The 24,484-nt window shown below is 37.9% G+C and carries 3 protein-coding genes (1 of these 3 only partly in view); all 3 read right to left on the bottom strand.

What is annotated here, in order from left to right; translation table 11 throughout:
- Tightly spaced (each overlapping or abutting the next), the 3 genes in view from ACEXOE_RS23495 to ACEXOE_RS23485 form a layout consistent with a single transcriptional unit that may run on beyond the window.
- On the bottom strand, positions 1-6,114 hold the 5' portion of the coding sequence (locus ACEXOE_RS23495) for an amino acid adenylation domain-containing protein (RefSeq protein WP_394751323.1). 3,009 nt of this gene lie to the left of the window's left edge; the window shows 6,114 of its 9,123 coding nt (coding positions 1-6,114); its start codon is at positions 6,112-6,114; the stop codon falls past the left edge of the window.
- On the bottom strand, positions 6,111-12,278 hold the full coding sequence (locus tag ACEXOE_RS23490; protein ID WP_394751322.1) for an amino acid adenylation domain-containing protein: 6,168 nt from the start codon (positions 12,276-12,278) through the stop codon (positions 6,111-6,113). Before ACEXOE_RS23490 ends, ACEXOE_RS23495 begins: the two co-directional genes overlap by 4 nt.
- Positions 12,275-24,484, bottom strand: coding sequence for a type I polyketide synthase (locus ACEXOE_RS23485; RefSeq protein WP_394751321.1), 12,210 nt, complete (start codon positions 24,482-24,484; stop codon positions 12,275-12,277). Before ACEXOE_RS23485 ends, ACEXOE_RS23490 begins: the two co-directional genes overlap by 4 nt.

The raw sequence follows: 24,484 nt of genomic DNA, 5'->3' as shown, positions 1-24,484 counted from the left end.
TACCTGTTCTGGGTTATCCTGTACCTGTTTTTCGAATAAATCCAATAGTGTTCCAGTCCCATAATCTTCGCTGGCAACCGTATATCCTTTTTTTAACCGATTGAATTCCTCTTTTTCCAATACGCTGATTTCATGTATCTTCTTGTTCGGGGATAGCAGTATTTCATCGACCACTCTTATGAGCTGATCTACGACTTTCTCTATTATTTTAGTGTCGTAACGTTCCGTATTGTACGAAGCTTTTATGGTGATATCATCATTATGAGGTACAATGATCAGGGTTAGATCATAGCCTGTTTGTTCAAAAAACTCAGCTCCAAGAAATGACAATCCCCCTTCTTTGGTTTTTTCTCCCTTATCTATTTGTTCTGCAATAGGAAAATTCTCAAATACCATAATATGATCAAGCAATGCTCCTTTCAATTCACTTAATGATTGAATGTCAGACAAGGGCGTATAGTGATAATCCGTGGCAACCAATGCTTCTTTTTGACTATTAGAGAGTGCTTCCATAATAGTTTCTTTGTTGCTTTTAATGCGTACGGGAACCGTATTTATAAAAAGCCCGACCATAGTATCTACTCCGGTAATACTGGGAGGCCTTCCCGATACTACGGTCCCAAAGACAACATCATTGGTATTGTTGTATTTCTGCAATAAAATTCCCCAAGCCATCTGCAATACGGAACTTGTGGTAGTAGAATTTTCAATGCAAAACGCTTGTAAGTCCCGCGTTTTTGCTTTCCCCAAATATTTTGAAAAATCCTTATGAACATAAGGTACTTTCTTTGTGGTGATCTTGGGGATTCCTGTTGCTGTGTTAAACTCGGATAGGTATTCTTTCCAATACTGAAATGCCACTTCTTTTTCAGTATTTTCTATCCATTGAATATATTTGGAATACGGTTTAATACTGGGCAATTCCACCTCCTGTTTGTCAATATAAGAAAGGTAATACTTTTCAAATTCACTGATCAATATGCTCACGCACCAACCATCCATAATAATATGATGATGACTCCAAATAAATGTATATTCATTTATGGAAGTTCGCAAAACCAGTAATCTTATGAGCGCATCGGTCTCGAGATCAAATTTTCTTGTTTTATCGTTTTGCTGATACTGCTGTATTACCGTCTCTTTACGCTTTCCTTCAGATTCATTCCGAATATCTTTGAAAGCAAACTCTACTTTTCGCTCTGATAGTACTATTTGCAATGGGCGATCTACCTCATCTACTTGTTTGAACAAAGTACGGAGAACGGAATATCGTTTTGTAAGGGCGTTCATTGCATTTTCGACCTTATCGAGTTTTAAATCCCCTTGGACATGTAGGGTAATTTGTTCAAAATACGCCTGCGATCTCGGTTCCATGAGGTAATGAAAAAACAACCCTTCCTGCATAGGGGATAAAGGATATATATCCTCTATATCATATTCTTCCTGTAATGCTTCCAATGCGGTTATTGGAATATTTTTATAGGTCATATCTGACGGAGACAATGTTACCTGATCTGCAGCGCAACAAACATCAATGACATCTTCAAGGCATTTCTTATAATTTTTGGCCCATCTAGAAAATGTAGTATCCTTATGATGCTTCTTACTGTATACCAATTGAAGTTCCAATCTCCCATTATTGACCATACTTAAAACATCAATTTCATGGGACCGACAACCTGCAGTATCCACAGCATTTCCAGACAAGTGATTCTCCATTGTAAAGGTATCATGATCGATCACCTCTTCGAACTGTCCCAAATAATTGAAACAGATTTGTGGGTCGTTCCCTTGTAAGGTGTGTGCTTGGGAATCCATATAAGAGGCAATTAGATAGTCGATCCCTTTATTGGGAACCTGCCTCAATGTTTCTTTCACACTTTTCACTACAGCAGGAATATCCTCAGCTGTTTTTCTTAAAACCACAGGAAATATACTGGTAAACCAGCCTATGGTGCGATGCACATTTACAGTCTCATTAATCTCTTCTCTGCCATGTCCTTCCATATCGATCGCTATGGTTTCCATACCAAATGTTTTTGAGACGCTCATTAGCAATGCCGTTAATAACAGATCATTAATTTGCGTGTTAAATGCTAAATTGCTTTCCTTTAAAAGCTTTGTGGTATACTCAGGACTAAGCACAAAGAGTTGCTGTGATACATCTTCCAATAATGGAAGTGTTTGGTCCTGATAGTCCTTTGGGATTCGAGGCAAGGTATCCAACTTCTGATTTTCCCAAAATACCTTTGCTTCCTGATAGCTTTTACTTTTGAGATAGTTATGTAAATGCGTGGGCCATGTTATAAATGGCGCTGTCTTGGAAGGCAATTTTAATGCTTCCCTCTTCATCTCTTGTTGGTATAGCCGGTCCATATCTTCAAGGAGTATCCTCCATGAAACACCATCCACTACCAAATGATGTATAACAATAAGGAGATGGGACGCATCATTGGAATTAAACAACCCTAATCGCATCAGCGGGCCATTACCTATATCCATTGACGATTGAATCTGATTACTCAAGGAAATAATTTCCTTTTCTATAGATTCATAATTTTCTTCAAAAGAATAGGTTTTTAAGAATATATCTCCTAAATATTCCCTGTTTTCCTGAACCCATTGCCCTTTTTCTTTTCTAAAGACCATCCGCAAAGCGTCATGGTGTTCTAGTATTTTTTTAAAAATATTCCTAACGGTGTGCTCATCAATTCGTTTTTTAAATCTTAAAACAATACCATGGTTGAAATAATCTTTGTTTTCAATAGGTCCTTCAAAAAACCATTGTTGAATAGGGCTGGTTGTATTTTCGTCCACGATAATTTCTTGATCGCTCTGTGTATTTCTGCAAATTAATTTAGGCGCTAATTCTCTAATGGTCCTATATTCAAAGATATCCTTGATCAGTACATGATAACCCTCATCCTGTAACCTAGAACTTATTTGAAGCGAACGGATCGAGTCTCCCCCTAAAGAAAAGAAATCGTCAACAATTCCTATTTTATCGATACCCAACACGCTTGACCATACCTCAACAAGGATTTTTTCTTCTTTGGTAGTGGGTGCGATATAGGTAGACGTTAACTCCAAATTATAAGGAGGTAGAGCAGGCTTATTAACTTTTCCATTAAATGTCAAAGGCATTTCCTCCAATACCATATAAAATTTGGGAACCATATACTCTGGCAGAAATTTGCCAAGAAAACTTCTCAGGCCTTCCGTTTCCAAAACTGTATTTGATGTAACATAAGCAACAAGATGTTTTTTATCCTGAATTTCTTGGGTAATTACTGCGGTTTCAGTAATCTGATCGTGCTGCATCAAAGCTGCCTCTATTTCTCCAAGTTCTATTCTATAGCCATTAATTTTGACTTGGTCGTCTACACGTCCTATATAGCGAAGCGTATCATCGGGAAGTAAAAGGACCTTATCCCCTGTTCTATATATAAATTGGCCTTTGACATAAGGATCTTCAATAAATCTTTCCCGGGTCAATTCGGCATTATTCACATAATGCTTGGCCAATCCAAATCCTCCAATGTACAGTTCTCCCTGTACATTTCTCGGGCAAACATTCTGACTTTCATCCAAAATGTATAATCTCGTATTGTAAATTGGCTTTCCTATGGCTACAGAGGGGAAATTCTGCTTTTTGTCAAACTTATGGGCAACACAACCTACTGTAGTCTCCGTAGGCCCATATTCATTATAGATCACACAAGTTTCTTTGAACTTATCCATTACTTTTGCTGCCAAAGCCGTTTCCAATTGCTCTCCACCAACAATGAATTTTCTCTTTACTTCGCTTTCTATATTTTTGTTTTCCACGACCATTTTTAAATGGGATGGGGTCAACTTAACCACATTCACTTTGTCTTCATTCAGCACATTTTCTAGAAGTGTACTGCTCTCATATTGCTCAAAAACAAAAATTCCGCCTCCAGAGAATAATGGAGAAAAGATAGATGTTAAGGTCAAATCAAAAGATAAGGAGGTATGTAATCCAAAAACACTGTTTTGGTCGAAACCATAAAAGTCTTCCCCCCAGCTAACGTAATTCAAAAGTGCTTTATGTGATATTTCAACTCCCTTTGGTTTTCCTGTACTACCCGAAGTATAGATCACATAGGCAGATTGATTATTTTCCGTAACCGTTCCCGGGAACACCTCTTTATATTCTTCAGAATCAAATTCAATATCAATTGCCATAATGTCCCCGTCAAAATAATCGGTTTCAAATAGATAATTGGATGCGGTAACCAACAGCTTCAATTCGGCATTTTCAGCGATATATGCCTTCCTATGATGTGGATAATCCGGGTCTACAGGAACAAATGTGGCCCCCACTTTTAGTATGCCCAGTATGGTAATGATCATGTATTCGCTCCGATCTAGCTGAACTCCCACATAGTCTCCTACTTCAATATTGTACTCTTCTTTTAATTTATGGGCCAGTGCATCGGAAGTTCTATTCAACTTCTCAAAAGTCATTTCTTCACTTCCGTAATAAATAGCTGTCCGATCAGGGCTTTCCTTCGTTTGCTTCTCAAAGTAATCCAGTATTGAAGATGTTTCCAAAGGATTCCCCTTACCTTTTAAAGCTGAAATTATTTGTTCCTCCTCCTTATCTGTCAGTATTTTAAGGTCTCTTAATTTTATTTCCGGTTTTTTCAATACCACTGCAATAGCATGTTTCATACATGCCGCAAATTTTTCAACGGTATTTTTTTTGAAGAGATCTGTGGCATATTCAAAATGAAACTGGATGCTCCCATGTAACTCCTTTGCGGTCAATGAAAGATCAAATTTTGCAATCTTTTGATCGTAATGATACGTGAACATGCTCAATCCAGGAATTTCAAAAGCTTCTTCTTCTAAATTTTGATAGTCAAATATGATATCAAATAAGGGATTTCTACTCAAATGCCGTTCAAGTTTCAACTCTTCTATCAACTCTTCGTATTTGTATTCTTGATGATCCAGACACTGCAACATTCTCTCTTTGCATTCTCTCAGAAAGTCTTTGAACGATAGATTTTGCTTGGGAAAGTTCCGCAAGGGAATTATATTGGAAAACATTCCCAGGGTATTTTCAACTCCCTCATAATGTCTACCAATAACTGAAGTGCCTACAACAATATCATCCCTATTCGATAATTTGCCCAACACCACATTGAAGATAGTCAACAAGATTGTGAACATCGTTGTTTTTTCTTCTATCGCAATAGTTTTTAGTGCTTTTGTTTGGGTCATGGAAAGATTTACACTTACCGTATCCCCTTGACCGCTTTTAGCGTTGGGCCTTGAATAATCCATTGGAAGATCTATAACACTAAGTTCTTGAGCAAATTCATTCTTCCAAAATTGTTTTTGTGAAGCACTCCTTTTCTTAAAGGCCTTACTTTGCTCCCAAACCGCATAATCCTTATACTGGATTTCCAAAGTTTCAAGTTCTTCTCCTTTATAAAACGCCACAAAATCCCTCATAAAAATACCGAAAGAAAAACCATCCATAGCGATATGGTGAACATCAAAGACAAGGATATATCTAGAGGAGGTTATCGCTATTAGAGTTACCCTCATCAATGGTGGTTCTTCTAAATTAAAAGGCTTTATACATTGTGCGATGATTTCTGGCAAATTATCCTCTGTATTTTTGAGAAGTGCTATTTCTAAATCTATATCATTCACTATTTGCTGTATAGGTTCTCCCTCGATCAAGGTAAACCGTGTACGTAGAATTTCATGTCTTTGAAATACTTTGTTAATAGCCCATTTGAATTTATCAATATCTAAATTTCCCTGTATTTCCAGCGTATGGGGCATATTATATGCCAAAGATTCTTTTTGGTACGATTGCAGAAAATACATGCGTTTCTGTACTGAAGAAAGCGGATATGCCGATTTTTTTTCGGCTTTGCCGATTACCGGAATAGCTTTTGAAGCTGCCACTGCATTGAAAAAAGCTGTGATTTCGGGTTTCCGTCTTTTAATTTCATTGATCAGCTCTTGCTCCAATGGGGCTTTCGAAGTTACTTTTAACTCCCCATTTTTATTGGTTATCAGAACATTATGTTTTTTTCTCAGCTGCGTTATGTAGTCCTCAATTTTCATAGTGTTGTTTCAAATAATTCTTTGTCTTCCAAGCCATTATGGATATTGGAAATGGTTATGATATAATCAGAAATACTTGTGATGTCCTGCTTGTCAAAAAGTTCTTTAAGTGGAATACTGACCTGGAAGGTTTCATTTATTTTATTGTGTAGGGTGACGGTATGTAATGAATGTCCTCCCAAATCAAAAAAATTGTGAAGAATCCCTATTTTATCCTCTTCTATATTCAAAACCTCTGCCCATATCCGAGTCATTTCCCTTTCAGTATCATTTGAAGGTGCTACATATTCCTTTTTTTCGAGAAAGTTGATTTCGGGAAATGCTTTTCTATCTAGCTTTCCATTAGGTGTCAAAGGAAATTCCTCCATAAATTTATAGTGCAGTGGAATCATATAATCCGGTAATTTTAACCTCAACTGCTCCTTTAAGCCATTCTCATCTACCGCTTCATCAGTGGTATAATATGCGGCTAAAAATTTCTCCTCTTCCTTTTCCCTTAAAAGGACGGCCGCATCTTTTATTTTTTCTAAGGATTTAACTGCATTTTCTATTTCTCCCAATTCAATACGATGTCCCCTCAGTTTTACTTGATTATCTATTCTTCCTACATAATGGATACTACCATCTGGGAGCCATTTTGCCCTATCTCCGGTTTTGTATATGAGCTCATCTGAAGCGTAAGGGTCTGGTATAAATTTTTTATTCGTCAACACTTCATCCTTCCAATACCCTTTTGCCACTCCAAATCCTCCAATACATAGTTCTCCTTCTGAGTTTACAGGGAGTAGTTGATTTGACGGTCCAAGTATTCTTATGGTAGTATTTGCTATCGGTTTTCCTATATCTATCGTTTCCGCAAACGTCAAATCTTGAACCGAAGACCAAACCGTTGTTTCCGTAGGTCCATACATATTGAACACCTTCCCCTTATAAATCTCTTTTAAACGACTTAATAGTGTACCTGGAAATGCCTCTCCTCCAACCATAACCACCTTGAGCGTTGCGAATAGGGTATCCAAGGAAGTCCCTGTAAGCAATGATTTTAGATGGGAAGGCGTAATCTGTAACATTTCTACTTGATGGATTTTGATGCTTTGTGCAAGCTTGTCCGTATCCAGTTTTTCATGTGGACTTGCCAAAACAACCTTCAATCCATGTAAAAGAGGAACAATGGTCTCTAAAACAAAAATGTCAAAAGACATTGTGGTCAGAGAAAGTATACTTTCATGATCGTCAAAGGGTATTTCAGCGGTAATCCCGTGATAAAAATTCATCACATTGGCATGTGAAATCATAACGCCTTTTGGTTTTCCTGTAGAACCTGAAGTATAGATTACATAGGCCAAATCTTCAGGGGTTATGCCATACGCTAAATTCTCTGTAGGCATTTTCTTTTGCGAAGCTCCACCTACATATACAGGCTCGATTCCTTTTAATGGGGATTTTGGCAATCGTTTCTCTGTAGCTTTATCACAAACAATATATTTTAATCCCGTATTCTCTATAATATGTGCTATTCTAGGTGCCGGATAATCAGGATCTATAGGTACATACGCGCAACCTACTTTTAAAATTGCCAGGATTCCAATAATCATTTCTTCCGATCGGCCTATTGAAATACCAATAATTTCTTCGTTATCAACACCTTGGCCAACCATGGTATGGGCAAGTTGGTTACTACGCTCGTTGAGTTCTTCGTAAGACCATGTTTTCTCTCCAAATGTCAGTGCAGTTGCCTTTGTATGCGTTCTGCATTTTTCTTCAAAAAGTGATACTATCGTTTGGTTGTTGGGAAAATCAAGCTGGGTCGCATTAAAATCGTACAAAATCTCCTGTTCTTCGGCTGCGGACATCAGTTTTATATCTCCTACAGGAATACGGTGATCCGTGAGTACTGCGTTGATAATATTTTTAAAGTATCCGATAAATCGGTCTATTGATTCTTTTTTAAACAATTCTGTAGCGTATTCAAAAGAGAAAGTGATCCCTTCTTTTGTTTCCCTCGCATTCAGGGTCAGATCAAACAACGCCATGTCTACGGGTGTCTGAAAAGCAGAAACCTTTAATTCTGGAATAGCCACTGAAATGTCTTCTATATTTTGAAAAGAAAAGAAAACATCAAACAAAGGATTATGATTACTGGATCTTTCCAATTTCAATTGGTCAATTAAGTCTTCATATTGATATTCCTGATGTTCCAAGCATTGGATTGTTTTTCTTTTCAAGTCTTTGAGCCATTCTATATATCGCAACTCTTCATTCAATTGACTTCGAATACAAATGGTGTTGACAAAAACGCCAATAATATTTTCCAAACGCTTGTCAACACGTCCGCTCACTGGAGTTCCCACAACAATATCCGATTCACTGGACAGTTTTGTCAATAAAATTTTAAATAATGAGAGTAGCACCGTGAAAAGAGTTGCTTCACCCAATCTTGCCAATTGTTTTAATTGTTGCCGTTGTTGTTCTCCAATAGAAAATTGAATCGTATTACCGCGATAATTTTTAATAGGTGGCCTGGCATAATCTGTTGGCAATTTCAATAGGGATGGAATAGTTCTAAACTCATTCAACCAAAATTGCTCATGCTTTTTAAATCTGACTTTTTTATTCCTTTGCTGCCATTCCGCATAATCTTTATATTGAAATTCCAATGTTGGCAGTCGTTCCCCAGAATACATACGAATGATTTCCTCGAGCATCTGCCGTTGTGATATTCCATCTGTAATAATATGGTGCATATCTAGCATTAAATAATGCTCTTGGGAATTCACTTTGAGTAGTCCAACTCGTAGAAGTGGGGGTTTATCCAACTGAAAAGGTTGCACAAAATTCTTTAAGACCTCCTTAACCCCATTTGATGGAACATCATCATAATATGCTATTTCTAGCTTGGAATTTTTCTGAATCAGCTGAATGGCCTCAGATTCTATAAGATCAAAGCCAGTTCTTAAGCCTTCGTGCCGATCCACTACATAATGAATAGCTGCATAAAGTCTATCCCGATCCAAATCTCCTTCTATTTTGACCGTTGTGGATATATTGTAGGCAATCGAATCTCGATCAAATTGGTATAAGAAATACAACCTCTTCTGTGCAGAACTCAAAACATACCAATCTTTTTCCAGAGTCTTAAAAGTATCTTCCTCGAAATTTATGACTGCCTTGTTTTCAGTCGTTTTTATCCATTCCGCCAATTGTTTGGCATTGGGTCTTTCAAAAAAGTCACTTATGGATATGGACGTGTGCAAAGCTTCATTAATTCTCCCGATCAACGTCAACATTTTTAGAGAATCTCCTCCCAGTTCAAAAAAATCATCTTCCAATGCAATAGTATTTTTACCAAAAAACTGACGCCATATTTTTAGTAGTTTGCCTTCTGTCCCATCTATAATCCCTTCCATTGGCAACACCACATCTTGTTGTTGGTCTTTTCTGCTTTCTAACCATTCTGCATTCATTTTTTCTCCCAATGCGGCAAGTCCGCTTCCCGAGTTAACACTTGAGATTGCATGAAATGCGTCTACATTGACAGGAAATTCTTGTTTATCAAAGGCATAGGTTGGCATTGACACTTTTGTTCTAGTACTATTCTCATAGAATTCTTCCCATCTTATGGGTATTCCTTGACTCCAAAGTTTTCCAATAGCATTGAGAAGATACTTTTGATCATCTTGTTGTTCTTTAGGATGTCTTAACGTATTGACTACCCCATGTGCTGCATGATAGGAACTGTGCGAGGCTACCAAGGAGCTTAATGTTTTTCCTGGTCCGATCTCTATAAAAAGCGTATTATTTTTGCCTAGTATCGTTTCAATTCCCTGGGCAAATCTTACCGTATTCCTCAGGTGACGAGACCAATATTGAACGCTCGTAAACGCCTCGTTATTTTGAATATCACCTTGTAAATTAGATACTATAGGTATTTTTGGAGCATTCAAGGATATGCCTTGAAACGTATTCTCAAATTCATCTAAAATCCCATCCATCAAGTGGGAATGAAAGGCATGGGAAGTTTTGAGTATGCTATATTTATATCCTTCCTTTTCCAATTCTTCTTTAAAGGTTTCAAAATCCTTTTCGGTCCCTGAAACAACACAAGATTCCGTGCTATTGATCGCAGCAATGGAAATTTTTGGATAAGCAGATAGCAATACTTTCAGTCTTTCCTCGGAAATTGAGATTCCAAGCATATCCCCTTCCGGAGCTTTCTGCATTAGGGCCCCTCGTTGGAGCACTAATTTTATGGCATTTTCAAGAGAAAAAACTTCAGCAATACATGCAGCTACATATTCCCCGATACTATGTCCGATCATTACATCTGGAACTACTCCCCAGTGCATGAGCATTTTTGCCAAGGCATATTCTACACTGAATAATATGGGTTGGGCATACTCCGTTCTATTTATTTTAGAAGCCGACTCCGAATTTTTCGAAAACAGAATAGTCTTCATATCCAAACCTGTGAAGGTTTCAATATGCTTGAAACAGCTATTCAATTCATTTCTAAAAAAAGTTTCCTTCTCGTATAAATCACCACACATATTTACATACTGCGACCCCTGTCCCGAAAACATAAACACAAGTTGTTTCGTGCCCTGCAATGGCAGAATTTTTGGAACATTGCCCAATTTCTCCAGTACCGATATGGCTTTATCATTATCAGACACCACCATCATTTTCCTATAGGAAAAATGCCGTCTTCCCTTGCTCAAAGTGTAACAGATATCACCCCAGTCATTAGGATCGGTAGTTTCAATTTGTTCTTTTAATTTTTGTACATATCCATTTAAAGCCTTTTCAGATTTGGCAGAGAGTAGTAATATATGATGCTCTCTACCTTTTGAAATTGTTTTTTTAGGGGCTTCTTCAAGGACCAAGTGCACATTTGTACCCCCTATACCAAAGGAGCTTACTCCTGCCCTAAGCGGATATTCCTTATTTTTAAATTCTCTTAAGTGCGTATTGACATAAAAAGGACTTTTATCAAAATTTATTTCTGGATTGGCCTCCTCAAAATTAAGGCTAGGAGGTATTTGTTTATGCTTAAGAGCAAGAACGGCCTTGATAAAACCGGCAGCACCCGCAGCAGCATCCAGATGGCCAATATTTGTCTTTACCGAACCAATGGCGCAATACGGCGCATCACTTTTTCCAAAAGCAAGATTTAGTGCTTCCAATTCTATTGGATCTCCCAACTTTGTTCCTGTACCGTGTGTTTCTACGTAACCGATACTCTTGGCATCTATTTTTGCCCATTTATGGGCCATTAAGATGGCCTCACATTCTCCTTGAACCGAAGGTGCCGAAAACCCAATTTTATTTTTACCATCGTTATTTGCTCCCCAACCTCTAAGTGTAGCCCATATATTATCGCCATCTTTAATAGCATCTTTCAAAGGTTTTAATACTACCGCCGCAGCCCCTTCACCTCCTATTGTTCCTGTTGCATCTTTATCAAAAGCTCTGCAATGTCCATCTTTGGAATATATCATTCCTTCAGAAAAAAGGTATCCTTTGTTGGATCTATAATTTAGGGATACTCCTCCCGCAACGGCAATTTTACAATCTCCGAACAAAAGGCTTTTACAGGCTTGTTGAATAGCCATTAGGGATGTTGAGCAAGCCGAATCTACAAAAACGGAAGGGCCTCTTAAGTTGAGCAGATTGGAAATTCTAGTAGGCATAAACCGGATATTATTAAGACTAGAAGCCGTGAAACCGTCCACCAGTTTAGCGCCATTCATCAATTCCGAATAGATCACCCAGTTGGTATTTGCAGTACCTCCCGCAAACAATCCTATTTTTCTTGTCTCGTCCTCGGTTACACAAGCTGCATCTTCAAGAGCTTCCCAGACCACTTCGTGAAATATCCGCATTTGAGGGTCCATTATTGCTGCCTCAGCAGGAAGGTAACTGAAGAATTCCGAATCAAAAAGTCCTTTATCTTTCAGAAATGCACTGGCTTTGATATAGTTATCACTTTGTAATATATCTGGTGACTCTCCGTTTTCCTTTAATTCCTCTTCCGTGAAAAAATGCACTGATTCCACTCCATTTTTAAGATTCTCCCAAAACTGATGCACATTCGCTGCTCCCGGAAAACGTCCCGCAATACCAATAACGGCGATTTCTAATCCTGTAGATTCCCCTTTTTTCATTCAAAAATATTTTTCATTATGTCCAAGTTCTCTTCTACCTCTCTTTGAGAATCTTCGATCGAATTGATTAAACCTTCCATGTTTTCATCTCCATTCGCTATAAAATTGGCCATGGTCCCTATGGTAGGATATCTAAAAGCATTGGCCACGGAAACAGCATGCCCTAAGGCTTTCTTAATCTCTTTGGTCAATTTCACAATGCTTATGGAATGCCCTCCCAGCTCAAAAAAACTTCTTCGTATGCTTATGCTATTTTCATCTATTTCCAGAAGTTTTGCCCAGATTTTAACCAATTCTACTTCCATGGGAGTTGAAGGAGCTAAAAAGTCTCCTTCTATCTTATGTACTGGTTCAGGTAAAGATTTTCTAGCGATCTTTCCATTTGGCATCATTGGGAAGTTCGCTAATTGCACAAGGTATCTAGGAATCATATATTCTGGTAACTGTCTTCGCAATTGCTTCTTTAAGTCTTCAGTGTCCAGAGAGGTCGATGATGTAAAATATCCTATCAAATATTTATTTTCGCCAGATTCTTTGGGTAATACCAGGGCTTCAATTATAGTTTTTTGGAACAATAGCTGGGCTTCTATTTCCCCGAGTTCTACACGGTGTCCCCTGATTTTGATCTGCGTATCTTTTCTTCCTAGAAACTGAATGTTTCCATCGGGCAACCATCTTGCCATGTCTCCTGTTTTGTAGATGGTCCTACCGGGGACAATAGGGTCATCCTTAAATTTTAATGCCGATAATTCAGGATTATTCAAGTACGCTTTGGCCACTCCTTTTCCGGCAATACACAACTCTCCCACAACACCGATCGGAGTAAGATGTTCTGTATTATCCAGGATATAAATGTTTTTATTTTTTATAGGTTTTCCTATGATCGATGCATATTGCAGTTCCTGCACTTTATGATATGTGGCACAAATTGTGGTTTCCGAAGGGCCATAAGTATTGTATACTTCTGCCGTTTTTATCAAGTGGTCAATATGCTTAGGCAATAAGACATCCCCTCCACTGATTATCAATCTAAGACTAGGGATATCCTTGGATACCGCATTCAATTCTTTTAATATTAATGGCGTTGTACTAATAATGGTGGCTTTATGAAGCCGTATATTCTCTGTTATTTTTTCTAAATCGAAATGATTTCCTGAGATGACCACCAAGTGTCCTCCTGTGATCAATATGGGGAAGATTTCTTCTATTGAGGTGTCAAAAGTCAATTTAGCTTGTTGAACAATGGTATCCTTTGAAAGTAATGAAAAGTGCTTTTTAAAGGTCAAACAATAATCCACTAAGGCTTCATGACATTGCACTATACCTTTGGGTCTTCCCGTACTGCCGGAAGTGTAAATTATATAGGCATCATCTTCCAAGCACACCGAAAATTCTCCAATGTCATTTTCAGAAGGTGTGGTCCCTATACTTGATATATCTACAATGGTTCTGGATTCCGTATTCGTTTTAAATGGATTGACTCCCTGTGTAATAACAAAATTGGCATTGGCGTCTTCCAAAATACCATGAATGCGCTCCTCACTGTAATCAATATCCAGTGGAACATATATGGCTCCTATTTTCAAGATACTGAACATAGCCACAACACTTTCCAATGAGCGATCCATGTACAATCCTACTACACTCTTCTTTGAGATTTTAACTTCTTGGTGCAGATAGCTTGCCGTTTGTAAAACACGGTCATAGAGTTCTTTATAGGTAAAAGAAATAGTGTCGCAAGTAATGGCAACAGCATCAGGAGTATGCTTTGCCTGTCGCTCAAATAGTTCTATAATGGTACCTTCTTCGGGATGGGCATTGATCGGACTATTGAAATTTTCCAATATTTTTTTCCGACTACCATGATCTACAATGTCAATTTCTCCCAAACTCAATTCAGGATTTTCCAGAAATTGCGCTATGATTTTTAAGAAATGAACCTTTAGATTTACAATAATATCTTCATCATAGATTTTTTGTCCATATTCAAAAATAAACTTCATATCCTCACCGGGAAGTATTGTAAGTACCAAGTCATAATTGGTCTTTTCAACGACCTTAACAGTTTCTACAGCAAGACCTGTAGCCTCCATCAATTGATTGTTCAATGCTTCGTTGATCGGGTAATTTTCAAAAACTAAAATGTGGTCAAAAAGTAATGTCCCCAAACTACTTTTCGCTTGTATTTCTGCCAACTGAACATATTGATGTTCCATAGCATCCAAAGAAGCGGCATGTACTTTATGCAGTACCTCCTTAAAGGAATCATTATTTTCAAATGTGACACGCACGGGAACCGTATTAATAAATAACCCCACCATATGTTCAACGCCATCAAGTGTACCCGGCCTACCCGATACCACAGAACCATATACTGCATCTGTAGCATTATTGTACTTCGCCAAAAGCACGCCCCAAATTGTTTGAACAAAAGTATTTTCCGTTAGACCAAATCCGGCACAAAGTGTTTTAAGCTTATTGGAATGCTCTATCCCTAGCGAAAAACTCATATTATTTCTTTGGGATTTCGCATGGAGCTCCAGTGATTTTTTGGGAAATTCGCATGCCAATTCATAGTCTTTTAAATGGTTTTCCCAAAACAATAAACTTTCTTGTTTATCAATGTTTTGTAGCCATTGTAGGTAATGGGCATATGGTCTCACAACCGGCAAATTGGTTTTTAACTTGCCCATTAAATTTCCGTAAATGGTAAAAAATTCATTGATAAGAATGCTCATGGACCATCCATCCATCAGTATGTGGTGATAGCTCCAAAGAATTTCATACTCCTTTTCACCAACTTGAAAAAGATATATTCTAAGAAGTTTATCCTTATCTAATTGAAATTTGCGAGATCTGTCCTTCGCCTTATGTACCTTTAAACGATCTTCGACGGAAGAAGCCTGTGACTCCTCCCTCAAATCAAGGTATGTAAACGCTACTTCTCTTTCTTTAAGGACCACCTGTATGGCATCTGAAGTCATTTCCGAAAGAAATAATGTTCTCAAAACGGCATGCCGTTTTGACATTAAACCAAAGCTTTTCTTAAACATCTCAATATCCAGCTCTCCTTTGATCCTACAGCTCAATTGTTCAAAATATACATCGGAATCGGGCTTAAACATAGTATGGAACAATAACCCCTCTTGTAAAGGGGAAAGAAGACAGATATCCTCTATTTCCATTTTGGATTGAAGTTTTTTCAAAATGGGTAACGGCAATGCTGTATATGAAAGATCGGTTGGAGTTAACTCCATGGCTGAGAAAGACGTGCCAAAATCCAAAATTTCACGTATGCATTTTTTGTAACCCTCCATTAACCTTTGAATATGGGCCTCCTGGTACTGTAGACTTCCAAAGGTTAGTTTTACCTCTAAGTGATTTTCCTTAATTATTCCGGATAATTCAAGTTCATGACTCCGAATCTCAGAACTTCCAATATCCTTTGCCTTATATTCTTTTACAAGTTGTAAGGAGCTAGTCTTGTCGCCCGTATCAAATTGTCCCAGATAATTAAAGAGCACCTGAGGTGTGGGGACATATTTATTTTTGTTTTTTTGACGGTACATTAAGTACTCAAAACCATTATTCGGAATTCTCCTTAAGGCTTCCTTTACAGCAATAAGAATATCTGAAATATGTTCTCCCGTTTCGTGCAGGTATAATGGATACATAACTGTGAACCATCCTAAAGTTCTACTAATATTGGGACTTTCAAAGAAATGTTCTCTCCCATGCCCTTCAATATCAATATGAAATGCATCTATACCATACTCTTTTCTCAAAGTCATATAGAATGCGGCGATAAGAATCTCGTTGATCCGTGTAGAATATTTTAAATTTACAGTGGTCAGTAGTTTTTTTGTTTCTACCTCGTCAAAATCTATCGAAACCGATTCTGCATATCCATGAACATTCATTCCATCAGGATAATCCTTGGGTATACGTGCTGTTCCTGCCACTGGAGCTTCTTCCCAATAAGTCATAATGGAATCAATACTTTGATGGGAAGTATACTTTTCAAGTTTTTCCATCCACCTTTGGAATGAAGCCGTTTTAGGAGGCAGTGTCAAAGAATCATTTTCCAGGATTTGTTGGGACAAGCGCTGAAAATCTTCAAACAAAATTCTCCAAGAAACGCCATCGATAATTAAATGATTTATAATAATAAGCAAGAAATTTCCCGTAACCTCATGAGTAAAGAGGGCCACTTTCATCAAAACATCCTCAGCAATACTTATTTCTTTTTGTAGTTTTTCCGCTCGTTCATTTATTTCTTTAATGTAATTCTTTTGGTCCTTTAAAGGATAATCTATTATTGATATCGTAGAAGATTTTGTGGCATATTCTTGAATAGTACTATCATTTTCGTTGCGAAACCTCAAGCGTAACGTATCATGATGTTCCAGTATTTTTTCAAAAATCTCGGTAAGTTCTTTTTGGTTTAGGCCCTTTTGTATTTTAAAAAGAACAGATTGATTGAAATGGGATGGGTTCTGTAAATTACGCTGAAAGAACCACTTTTGAATTGGACTTAAAGGAACAGTGCCCGAAGCCCTTGTTTGATCTTCAAGAACTTCTTTACGACAAATTCGGGGTGCCAAAGCTTCAATAGTCTGATTTTTAAGAATATCTTTCACGGAAACTTCATATCCTAGATTTCCCAGTTTTGAACTGATCTGTATAGATTTTATGGAATCTCCCCCCAAGGCGAAAAAATTATCCTGTATTCCCACCTTCGTACAACCAATAACTTCGCACCAGATATCGGCAAGAATCTTTTCTTCTTGGGACCTAGGGGCCACATATTTATCTGAACTGTGCAGTACTATCTTTCCAAGTGTCTTCCAATCTACCTTCCCGTTTGAGGTTACAGGAATTTTGGATACTTGTACATAGTGGCTTGGAATCATGTATTTGGGTAGTTGTTCACGTAGATATGATTTTAAAACTTCATTGTTTACCTCTTCTTTATCTGATACATAATATGCTACCAAGTGTTTGTGTCCATGCTCTTCCCGTACGCCAACAGCAACCTGGTCAATTTCCTCACTATTGGCCAATACATTTTCTATTTCCCCTAATTCAATTCTAAAACCTCGTATTTTAACTTGGGTATCTTTTCTCCCTATAAAAATGAAATTCCCATCGGGCAACATTTTTACCAAATCACCCGTTCTATAGAGTTTGGTATTCCCCTTATCAAATGGATTCTCAATAAACTTTTCCCCACTTAGTTTAGGCCTGTTCAGATAGCCTTGGGCTACTTGTATTCCTCCAAGACATAACTCTCCTATAATGCCGTAGGGCACAATCTCTAACATCTCATCCAAGACATACGCCTGTACACCTTTCATTACTTTGCCAATAGTCACCCGATCATCGGTTAAAATCGGTGATGTAGAAATCGTTGCGCAAACCGTGTTTTCTGTTGGACCATAGGCATTAATTACAGTAATCCCTTTGGCCTGTAGCTCTTTTGTCACATTGAGGTTCATTGCTTCACCGGCTGAGATCAGGATACGAACCGATTCCAAATCATCTTTCATTACTACCTGATAGGATGGAGGCAACGTAAGGACCGTTATTTTTTCTTTTAGAATACGTTCTTTGAAATCTTCCTTAGATCTAATTACCGCGTCAGTGGTCATTATCAATCTCCCACCCGAAACTAATGTTGTAAATACTTCAGCTCCAAAAGCATCAAAACCAATAGAGGCAAATTGTAGTACAGTATCCGTTGATTTAAGTCCGAAAATATCTATTTGATTCCTTACCAAGCTGGTTAGGCCTATATGTTTACACATTACACCTTTAGGTCTTCCCGTAGTTCCTGAAGTATATAAAACATAGGCCAGGGCATCAGAAGCTATATTTTTTTCAAAAGCAACGTATGGTTCTTTTTGAAGCGCATCAATACACAAGATCATATGATCTCCCTTATTCAGGATATTGGGCTCTAATGAAGAATGACTCAACAATAATTTTGTCCCTGTATCTTTTGCAATAAAGTCTATCCTTTCTTGTGGATAGGTAATATCTATAGGGACGTAGGCAGCGCCAGATTTTAGTATTCCCAAGACACCAACAATCATATCTATGGAGCGGTCCAGGTAAATTAATACCAAATCGTTATGGGCAATTCCGCGTTTCCTGAGGCAAGATGCCAAATGGTCCGATTTTTCGGATAATGCCTTATAAGTAAGGTGTTCCTTCTCAAAAGTTAATGCAACAGCCTCTGGTGATTTTTTAACTCTTTCCTCAAAAAGATCTAGGATTGTCTTAGTGGTATCCAGAGCATCAAAATCACAATGATGCTTTGAAATCATATTTTGGATTTCCTTTTCTCCAATAACTTTGATATCCTTTACCTTCTTGTTGGGCTTAGCACTAACTTCATAAATGATATTTTGAAGAAAATCAAGGAAGCGGGATACCGTCTCTTCCTTAAACAATTGAGTAGCATAAACAAATCCCAATTTTATGCCCTCCTTTGTTTCTATGGCCCGAAGTGTAAGGTCAAAACGGGATTGAGTAGATTTTTCCCATTGTATCTGGGTAATAAGGGTCTCTTGATCAATGATATCCTCATTGGTTTTTTCATACACGAACATCACATCGAACAAGGGATTCCTACTCGAATCCCGTTCTACATTGATTTGATTGATCAATTCCTCAAAAGGATAATCTTGGTTTTCGAAACTGGTGAGCGTCCTTGTTTTTATGATTTGGATGAGATCTCGAAAAGATTGCTCTTTTCCTATAAAATTTCGTAGTGGCAAAGTTCCCACGAACATCCCTACCAAATGTTCCAATTCGGCATGCCCCCTACCGGAGGTAGGCACACCTATAATAAGGTCTTTCTGAGCCGTAAGTTTATGTAATAGTATGTAAAAACATCCTATTAGAAGCGTAAACATGGAAACTCCTTCTTCCGACGTCATTCGCAATAACTTCCCATAGCCTTCCTTTGGAACATCCACACTTACAACATCTCCAATAAAATCGGGTTCGGCCGATCTATTATAATCTGTGGGCAAAGCAAGTAATTCCGGATTCTTGGGTATCTCTTCCAACCAGTAGTTTTTCTGATTTTGGATTCTCTTCTGATTTTCTTCAGATTGCTGCCAATAGGCATAATCAATATACTGAATCCCCGGTGTTTCATTAGTCTCAAGTATCTCTGCTGTATACCACTGTATAAAATCCTTGAGAATTATGCCACTTGATGTCCCATCGGTAACGATATGGTGGGTATCCAGAAGCAGATAAAAGGTACGATCGTTATTTTCAACAATTCCTATTCGGAAAATCGGCGCTTTGCCCAAATCAAATACCTTCGAAAATTTTTCAAAACTTTCTTCGAGAGAACCCGATTGGAACTCTATTATATTGAGGGGCACCTCTTTTTCAACGATTTGTCTCGTTCTGCCATTCTCTTGGATGAACCTTGTCCTTAGACTGGCATGCCTAGCTATTATTTTGTCAAAGCATGACTGTACCTCTTCTTGATCATATTTCCTGAAAACCTTATATAATTTGGGTTCATTGTAGGCTTTGCTGTTTTGGTGCAATTGCTGTAAAAAATACATGCGCTGTTGCTGATATGACAATGGGTAGCTCTCCAATTCAGGAGCCATCTCAATTACATTTTCATTGCTAAGATCTTCTTTGGATATTTTTTTTAATAGCGCATTTATTGTTGGGTATTGGTACATATCACCAATAGATAATGAAATGCCAAGTTTCTTATTGATTCTGGCAATGAGGGTCATTGCCTTTAAAGAGTCTCCCCCTAAATCAAAAAAATCATCTTTTATCTGAATATCTTCTTTACCAAAGAAAGCGTTGAATAGATCTACCAGTGCAATTTGCAATTCTCCCACATTTTTTTCCTTCACCTCTGTATTTTCACGCAATGCACTGTTTATTTCAAGGTATTGTTCCTTGTGGGAGGCAATGGCCTTTTTGAGGTTTCCTTTGTAGATCGTAGCCACCGTATGGGCTGATCCCAAACATTTGTAAAATATGTCTACTCCTTCACTGGGTGTTATTCCATTTTCTATTTTGGCATTGACTTCATTAATGTCAGTAGTGTTGTAATTTTTCTTGTTTGTCTTTACCGTCATGCCCACATCCAACCAATCGCACCAATTAATGACCACAGTAGGCAGTTGCAGTTTCTTTTTGATATAATGGGCATAGTTCTCTACAAACTCATTAGCCGCATTATAGGCAACCTGGCCAAACTTAATGTGATAAAACGCATTGCCAATAGATGAAAAAAGCACCAAAAAGTCCATAACTTCTAGATTGAAGTACTTTTCAAAAAGTAACAAACCATGTACTTTTGATTTCAGGTATTTGGTAAAGTCATCTGCAGTCCTATTTTGGATTATTCCTCCATGATCTACTTCTCCAGCGGCCCAAATAAGTCCATTGATTTTACCATACTTTTCATGAATCATCGCTGCAAAGTCCTTTACGCCTTTTTTGTTCGATATATCTAGTTGGAAAAGTTCAACAAAACGACCTTTAGCTTCCATTTTTTGGATAGCTTTTATTTTTTGAACAGTTTCATTAGCGTTTTCGTGAGATTCACACCAGGTACTCCAATCCTCTCTTTTGGGAAAATCCGACCTATGGATCAATATAATGTTGGCACCACGGTTTAAGGCTATGTCTTTGGCTATACTGAAGCCCATACCTCCAAATCCACCTGTAATGATATAGATTCCGCCATCAACAATTTCCGCATCTGAAGAAAGTTCACTGTCAAAGGATGTTTGATCAAAAAAAGGCACCCACCGTTCTAGGTAGCGATACGTAACAAAGGAATCATCCGTTTGATAAAAAACCTCATTAAGGCTTTTATTCAAATAAGCATTCAGCATCTTTTCTTCTCGAAAAGGATAGGGTATATCTATTGTTTTACACCTTATATTACTGATTTCGGAAGGCATGATCCTTGCCGGGCCATGTAGGGTAGCCTTTAAAGGATCAATGGTATCTTCTTCCGAAACTTTTGCTAAGTTGTTCGTAAAAACACTTATGTTTAATTGCTGATGTACTTTGTTCTTTGCGATTGATTTTGCCAAGAAGGATAATCCTAGATATCCTTCTTGCAATTTAGAATCTATGTTGTCAAAGTGAATATTTTCAAAATGTTCATCCAATGTCTTGGAATACACAATATGATCAATTTGAATTTTATGATTCTGTATTGCTTTCCACAATTCCTTTGATTGCGTCTCATCCAATAAATCGACTTCGTACGTATGACGATCAACTTCCTTGAATTTTGCTCCGGGTCGCACATGTACAATTTCATGTTGTTGTTCCGCGAGCTTAGAAATTAGGCCTTGACTGAAAGATTCTTTTCCTGAAAAAATTAAAAAGCCAGATTTTTCATTTTGTACGATCAAGTTCTGACCAGGGGAAAGGGTTCGTTTCCATTCTGTACAGTGAACATAATTTTCAGGAATAGTGTTCTGTACAGATTCTGATCCTTTGTTCAGATATAAAGTACCCTTTAAAAGGGAATCTAGATTAAAATTGGTAGTGTATTGAATTTTATCAAAGCTATAAGTAGGCAAGGTCACTATTGCCCTTTGTTCGTTAAAATAGTACTGTTCCCAATCTATCTTTATCCCTCTTAGGTATAACCGCCCAACTCGCTCTGAAAGGTATTTTTGGTCATTCGTATTTTGTTTGTAGGGCCTAACCATATTTATGGCATAATGACCTTCTTTCTTCGATTCATTTCCATTAACATAATTACACAAGGTTCTACCCGGTCCAATTTCAATAAAACAAGCCGCTCCTTTATCTAATAATGTCTGTGTTCCTTTCTGAAAATTTACGGTTTGTCTTAAGTGCTGTACCCAATAGGAAGGTTTGCGAATTTCACTATACAATACCTCTTCTCCCGTAACATTCGAGATATATGGAATCTTAGGTTCTTTTAACGTTACTGAATTTACTTCTTGCTCGAATTTCCCAAGTATGGTATCCATCATTCTAGAATGAAAAGCATGGGATGTCTTCACTTTTTTACAACTGTACCCCTCACTTTTCATTAGCGTTTCAAAAAGCGTGATTTCTTCATCAGTACCAGAAACTACTACCGATGTATTGGAATTGATAACGGATAAATCAATTTCAGGGCATTTCGCTAAGTACGGTTGAATTTTGTCCTCACGAATGGCAATGCTGAGCATCGTTCCCTTTTCTGCCAGACTCATGAGCACTCCTCTCTTTAACACCAACTTTAAAGCATCTTCTAAAGAAAGCACACCACTTATACAAGCCGCTGTATATTCTCCAATACTATGGCCAATCATGTAGTCTGGCGTAATACCCCATTTCATAAGCAATGTCGCTAGGGCATATTGGGTAGCAAATAAGATGGGTTGAGTATTCTCTGTGTTTTGAAGGAGGGTTTGCGCGTCCTTATTTTTTTCTTCTGAAGGAAAAAGGATGGGATAAAAATCTTTCCCTGACATCGTATTTAAAAGAGAAAAACATACCTCTAAGGTTTCCTTGAAGGTTTCTTCACTCAAATAAAGATCCTTGCACATATTTATGTATTGGGATCCCTGTCCAGAAAACATAAATATTACATTTTGCAATTCTTCCTGTGTACTGGAACTTTGTGCGATCGTATCTTGGGAAAGCAACATTTTCAGTGCTTCCTCTCTTGTTTCACAAACCAACATCTCCCGGTACTTAAAAATATTTCTTCCTTTATTGAGCGAATAACATACATCCGCAAAATTTAAGGGTTCATGACGCTCCAAGTACGCTATCATTTTTTTTCGAATTCCCTCAAGGCTTGTTTGTGTTTTAGCTGAATATTGGAATATTTGATATTTCCTGCTCTTGGAAGATACTATTCTATCAGGAGCTTGCTCCAATACAACATGAGCATTTGTACCTCCTATCCCAAAAGCACTTACCCCTGCTCGCAAAGGCTTTTTGTCAAGTATCCATGATTCTGGTCTATTATTAATATAGAAGGGTCCAGATTCAAAGTTTACTTTGGGGTTTGGTGTATTGAAATAGGTACTTGGGGGTATTAATTTATTCTTGATAGACAATACAGTTTTTATAAAACCAGCAACCCCTGCAGCCGCATCCAAGTGTCCAATATTTGATTTCACAGCACCCAAGGCACAGCTTTTATCTTTGGAATTACCAAAGACGCTATTCAAGGCCTTAACTTCAATGGGATCTCCTAAAGCCGTTCCTGTTCCGTGGGTTTCCACATAGGTGATCGTTTCCGGTTTGACCCTGGCTATTCTATGGGCCTTTTTGATTACCTCTATCTGCCCCTTAACACTGGGAGCCGTGAACCCTACTTTCCCTGCCCCATCATTATTAATTGCAGTTCCCTTTACAACAGCATAGATATTATCATTATCCTTTAAGGCATTCTTTAGCCTCTTAAGCACCACAACTCCGGCTCCTTCACCCCCAACGGTACCACTGGAAGCACTATCAAAAGGTCTACATTTTCCATCTTTAGAATGGATCATACCTTCTTTATAGAGATAACCACGCTTGGTATAGTTTTTTATATTTACACCTCCGGCCAAAGCTATATCACACTCTCCTAAAAGAATACTGTTGCAAGCTTCATGTATACTCACTAAAGACGAGGAACAAGCCGTATTTAAAAATACAGCAGGTCCTTTTAAATTAAATTTATAAGAAATTCGAGAACAGAGGAAACTGATATCTCTTAAATGGGAAGCAGTAAAATTATCTACAAGGCCTTCTTTATTATGGGCTTCCGCGTGCAGTACCCAAGGCACATTTATAGAGCCCGATGCAAAGACCCCAACTTTAATTTTTTCCCTATCCGCACAATAGCCACTATCTTCTAAAGCTTCCCAACAGCATTCTTGATATACGCGTAATTGGGGCTCCATCAATTCTGCTTCATCGGGACGATACCCAAAAAAAGCAGCATCAAAATAGGATTTGTCTTCTAGATAAGCATTGGATTTTACATATTCGGGACTAGAAATCAAGGCTTCAGGTACGCCTTCATTTCTAAGTTCTTCATCGGTAATGGTTGAAATTGAATCTATACCATTCTTCAGGTTGTTCCAAAAACCATCAATATCTGAGGACCCAGGAAATCTACCCGCCAAACCTATGACGGCTATTTCCAGTCCGGTATATTTTTCTTCTTTTTTCAT

It is taken from the genome of Spongiimicrobium salis, assembly GCF_043678055.1.
In the GTDB taxonomy this organism is placed as follows: Bacteria; Bacteroidota; Bacteroidia; order Flavobacteriales; family Flavobacteriaceae; genus Spongiimicrobium; species Spongiimicrobium salis.
This window is presented reverse-complemented; position numbering and strand designations above follow the sequence as displayed.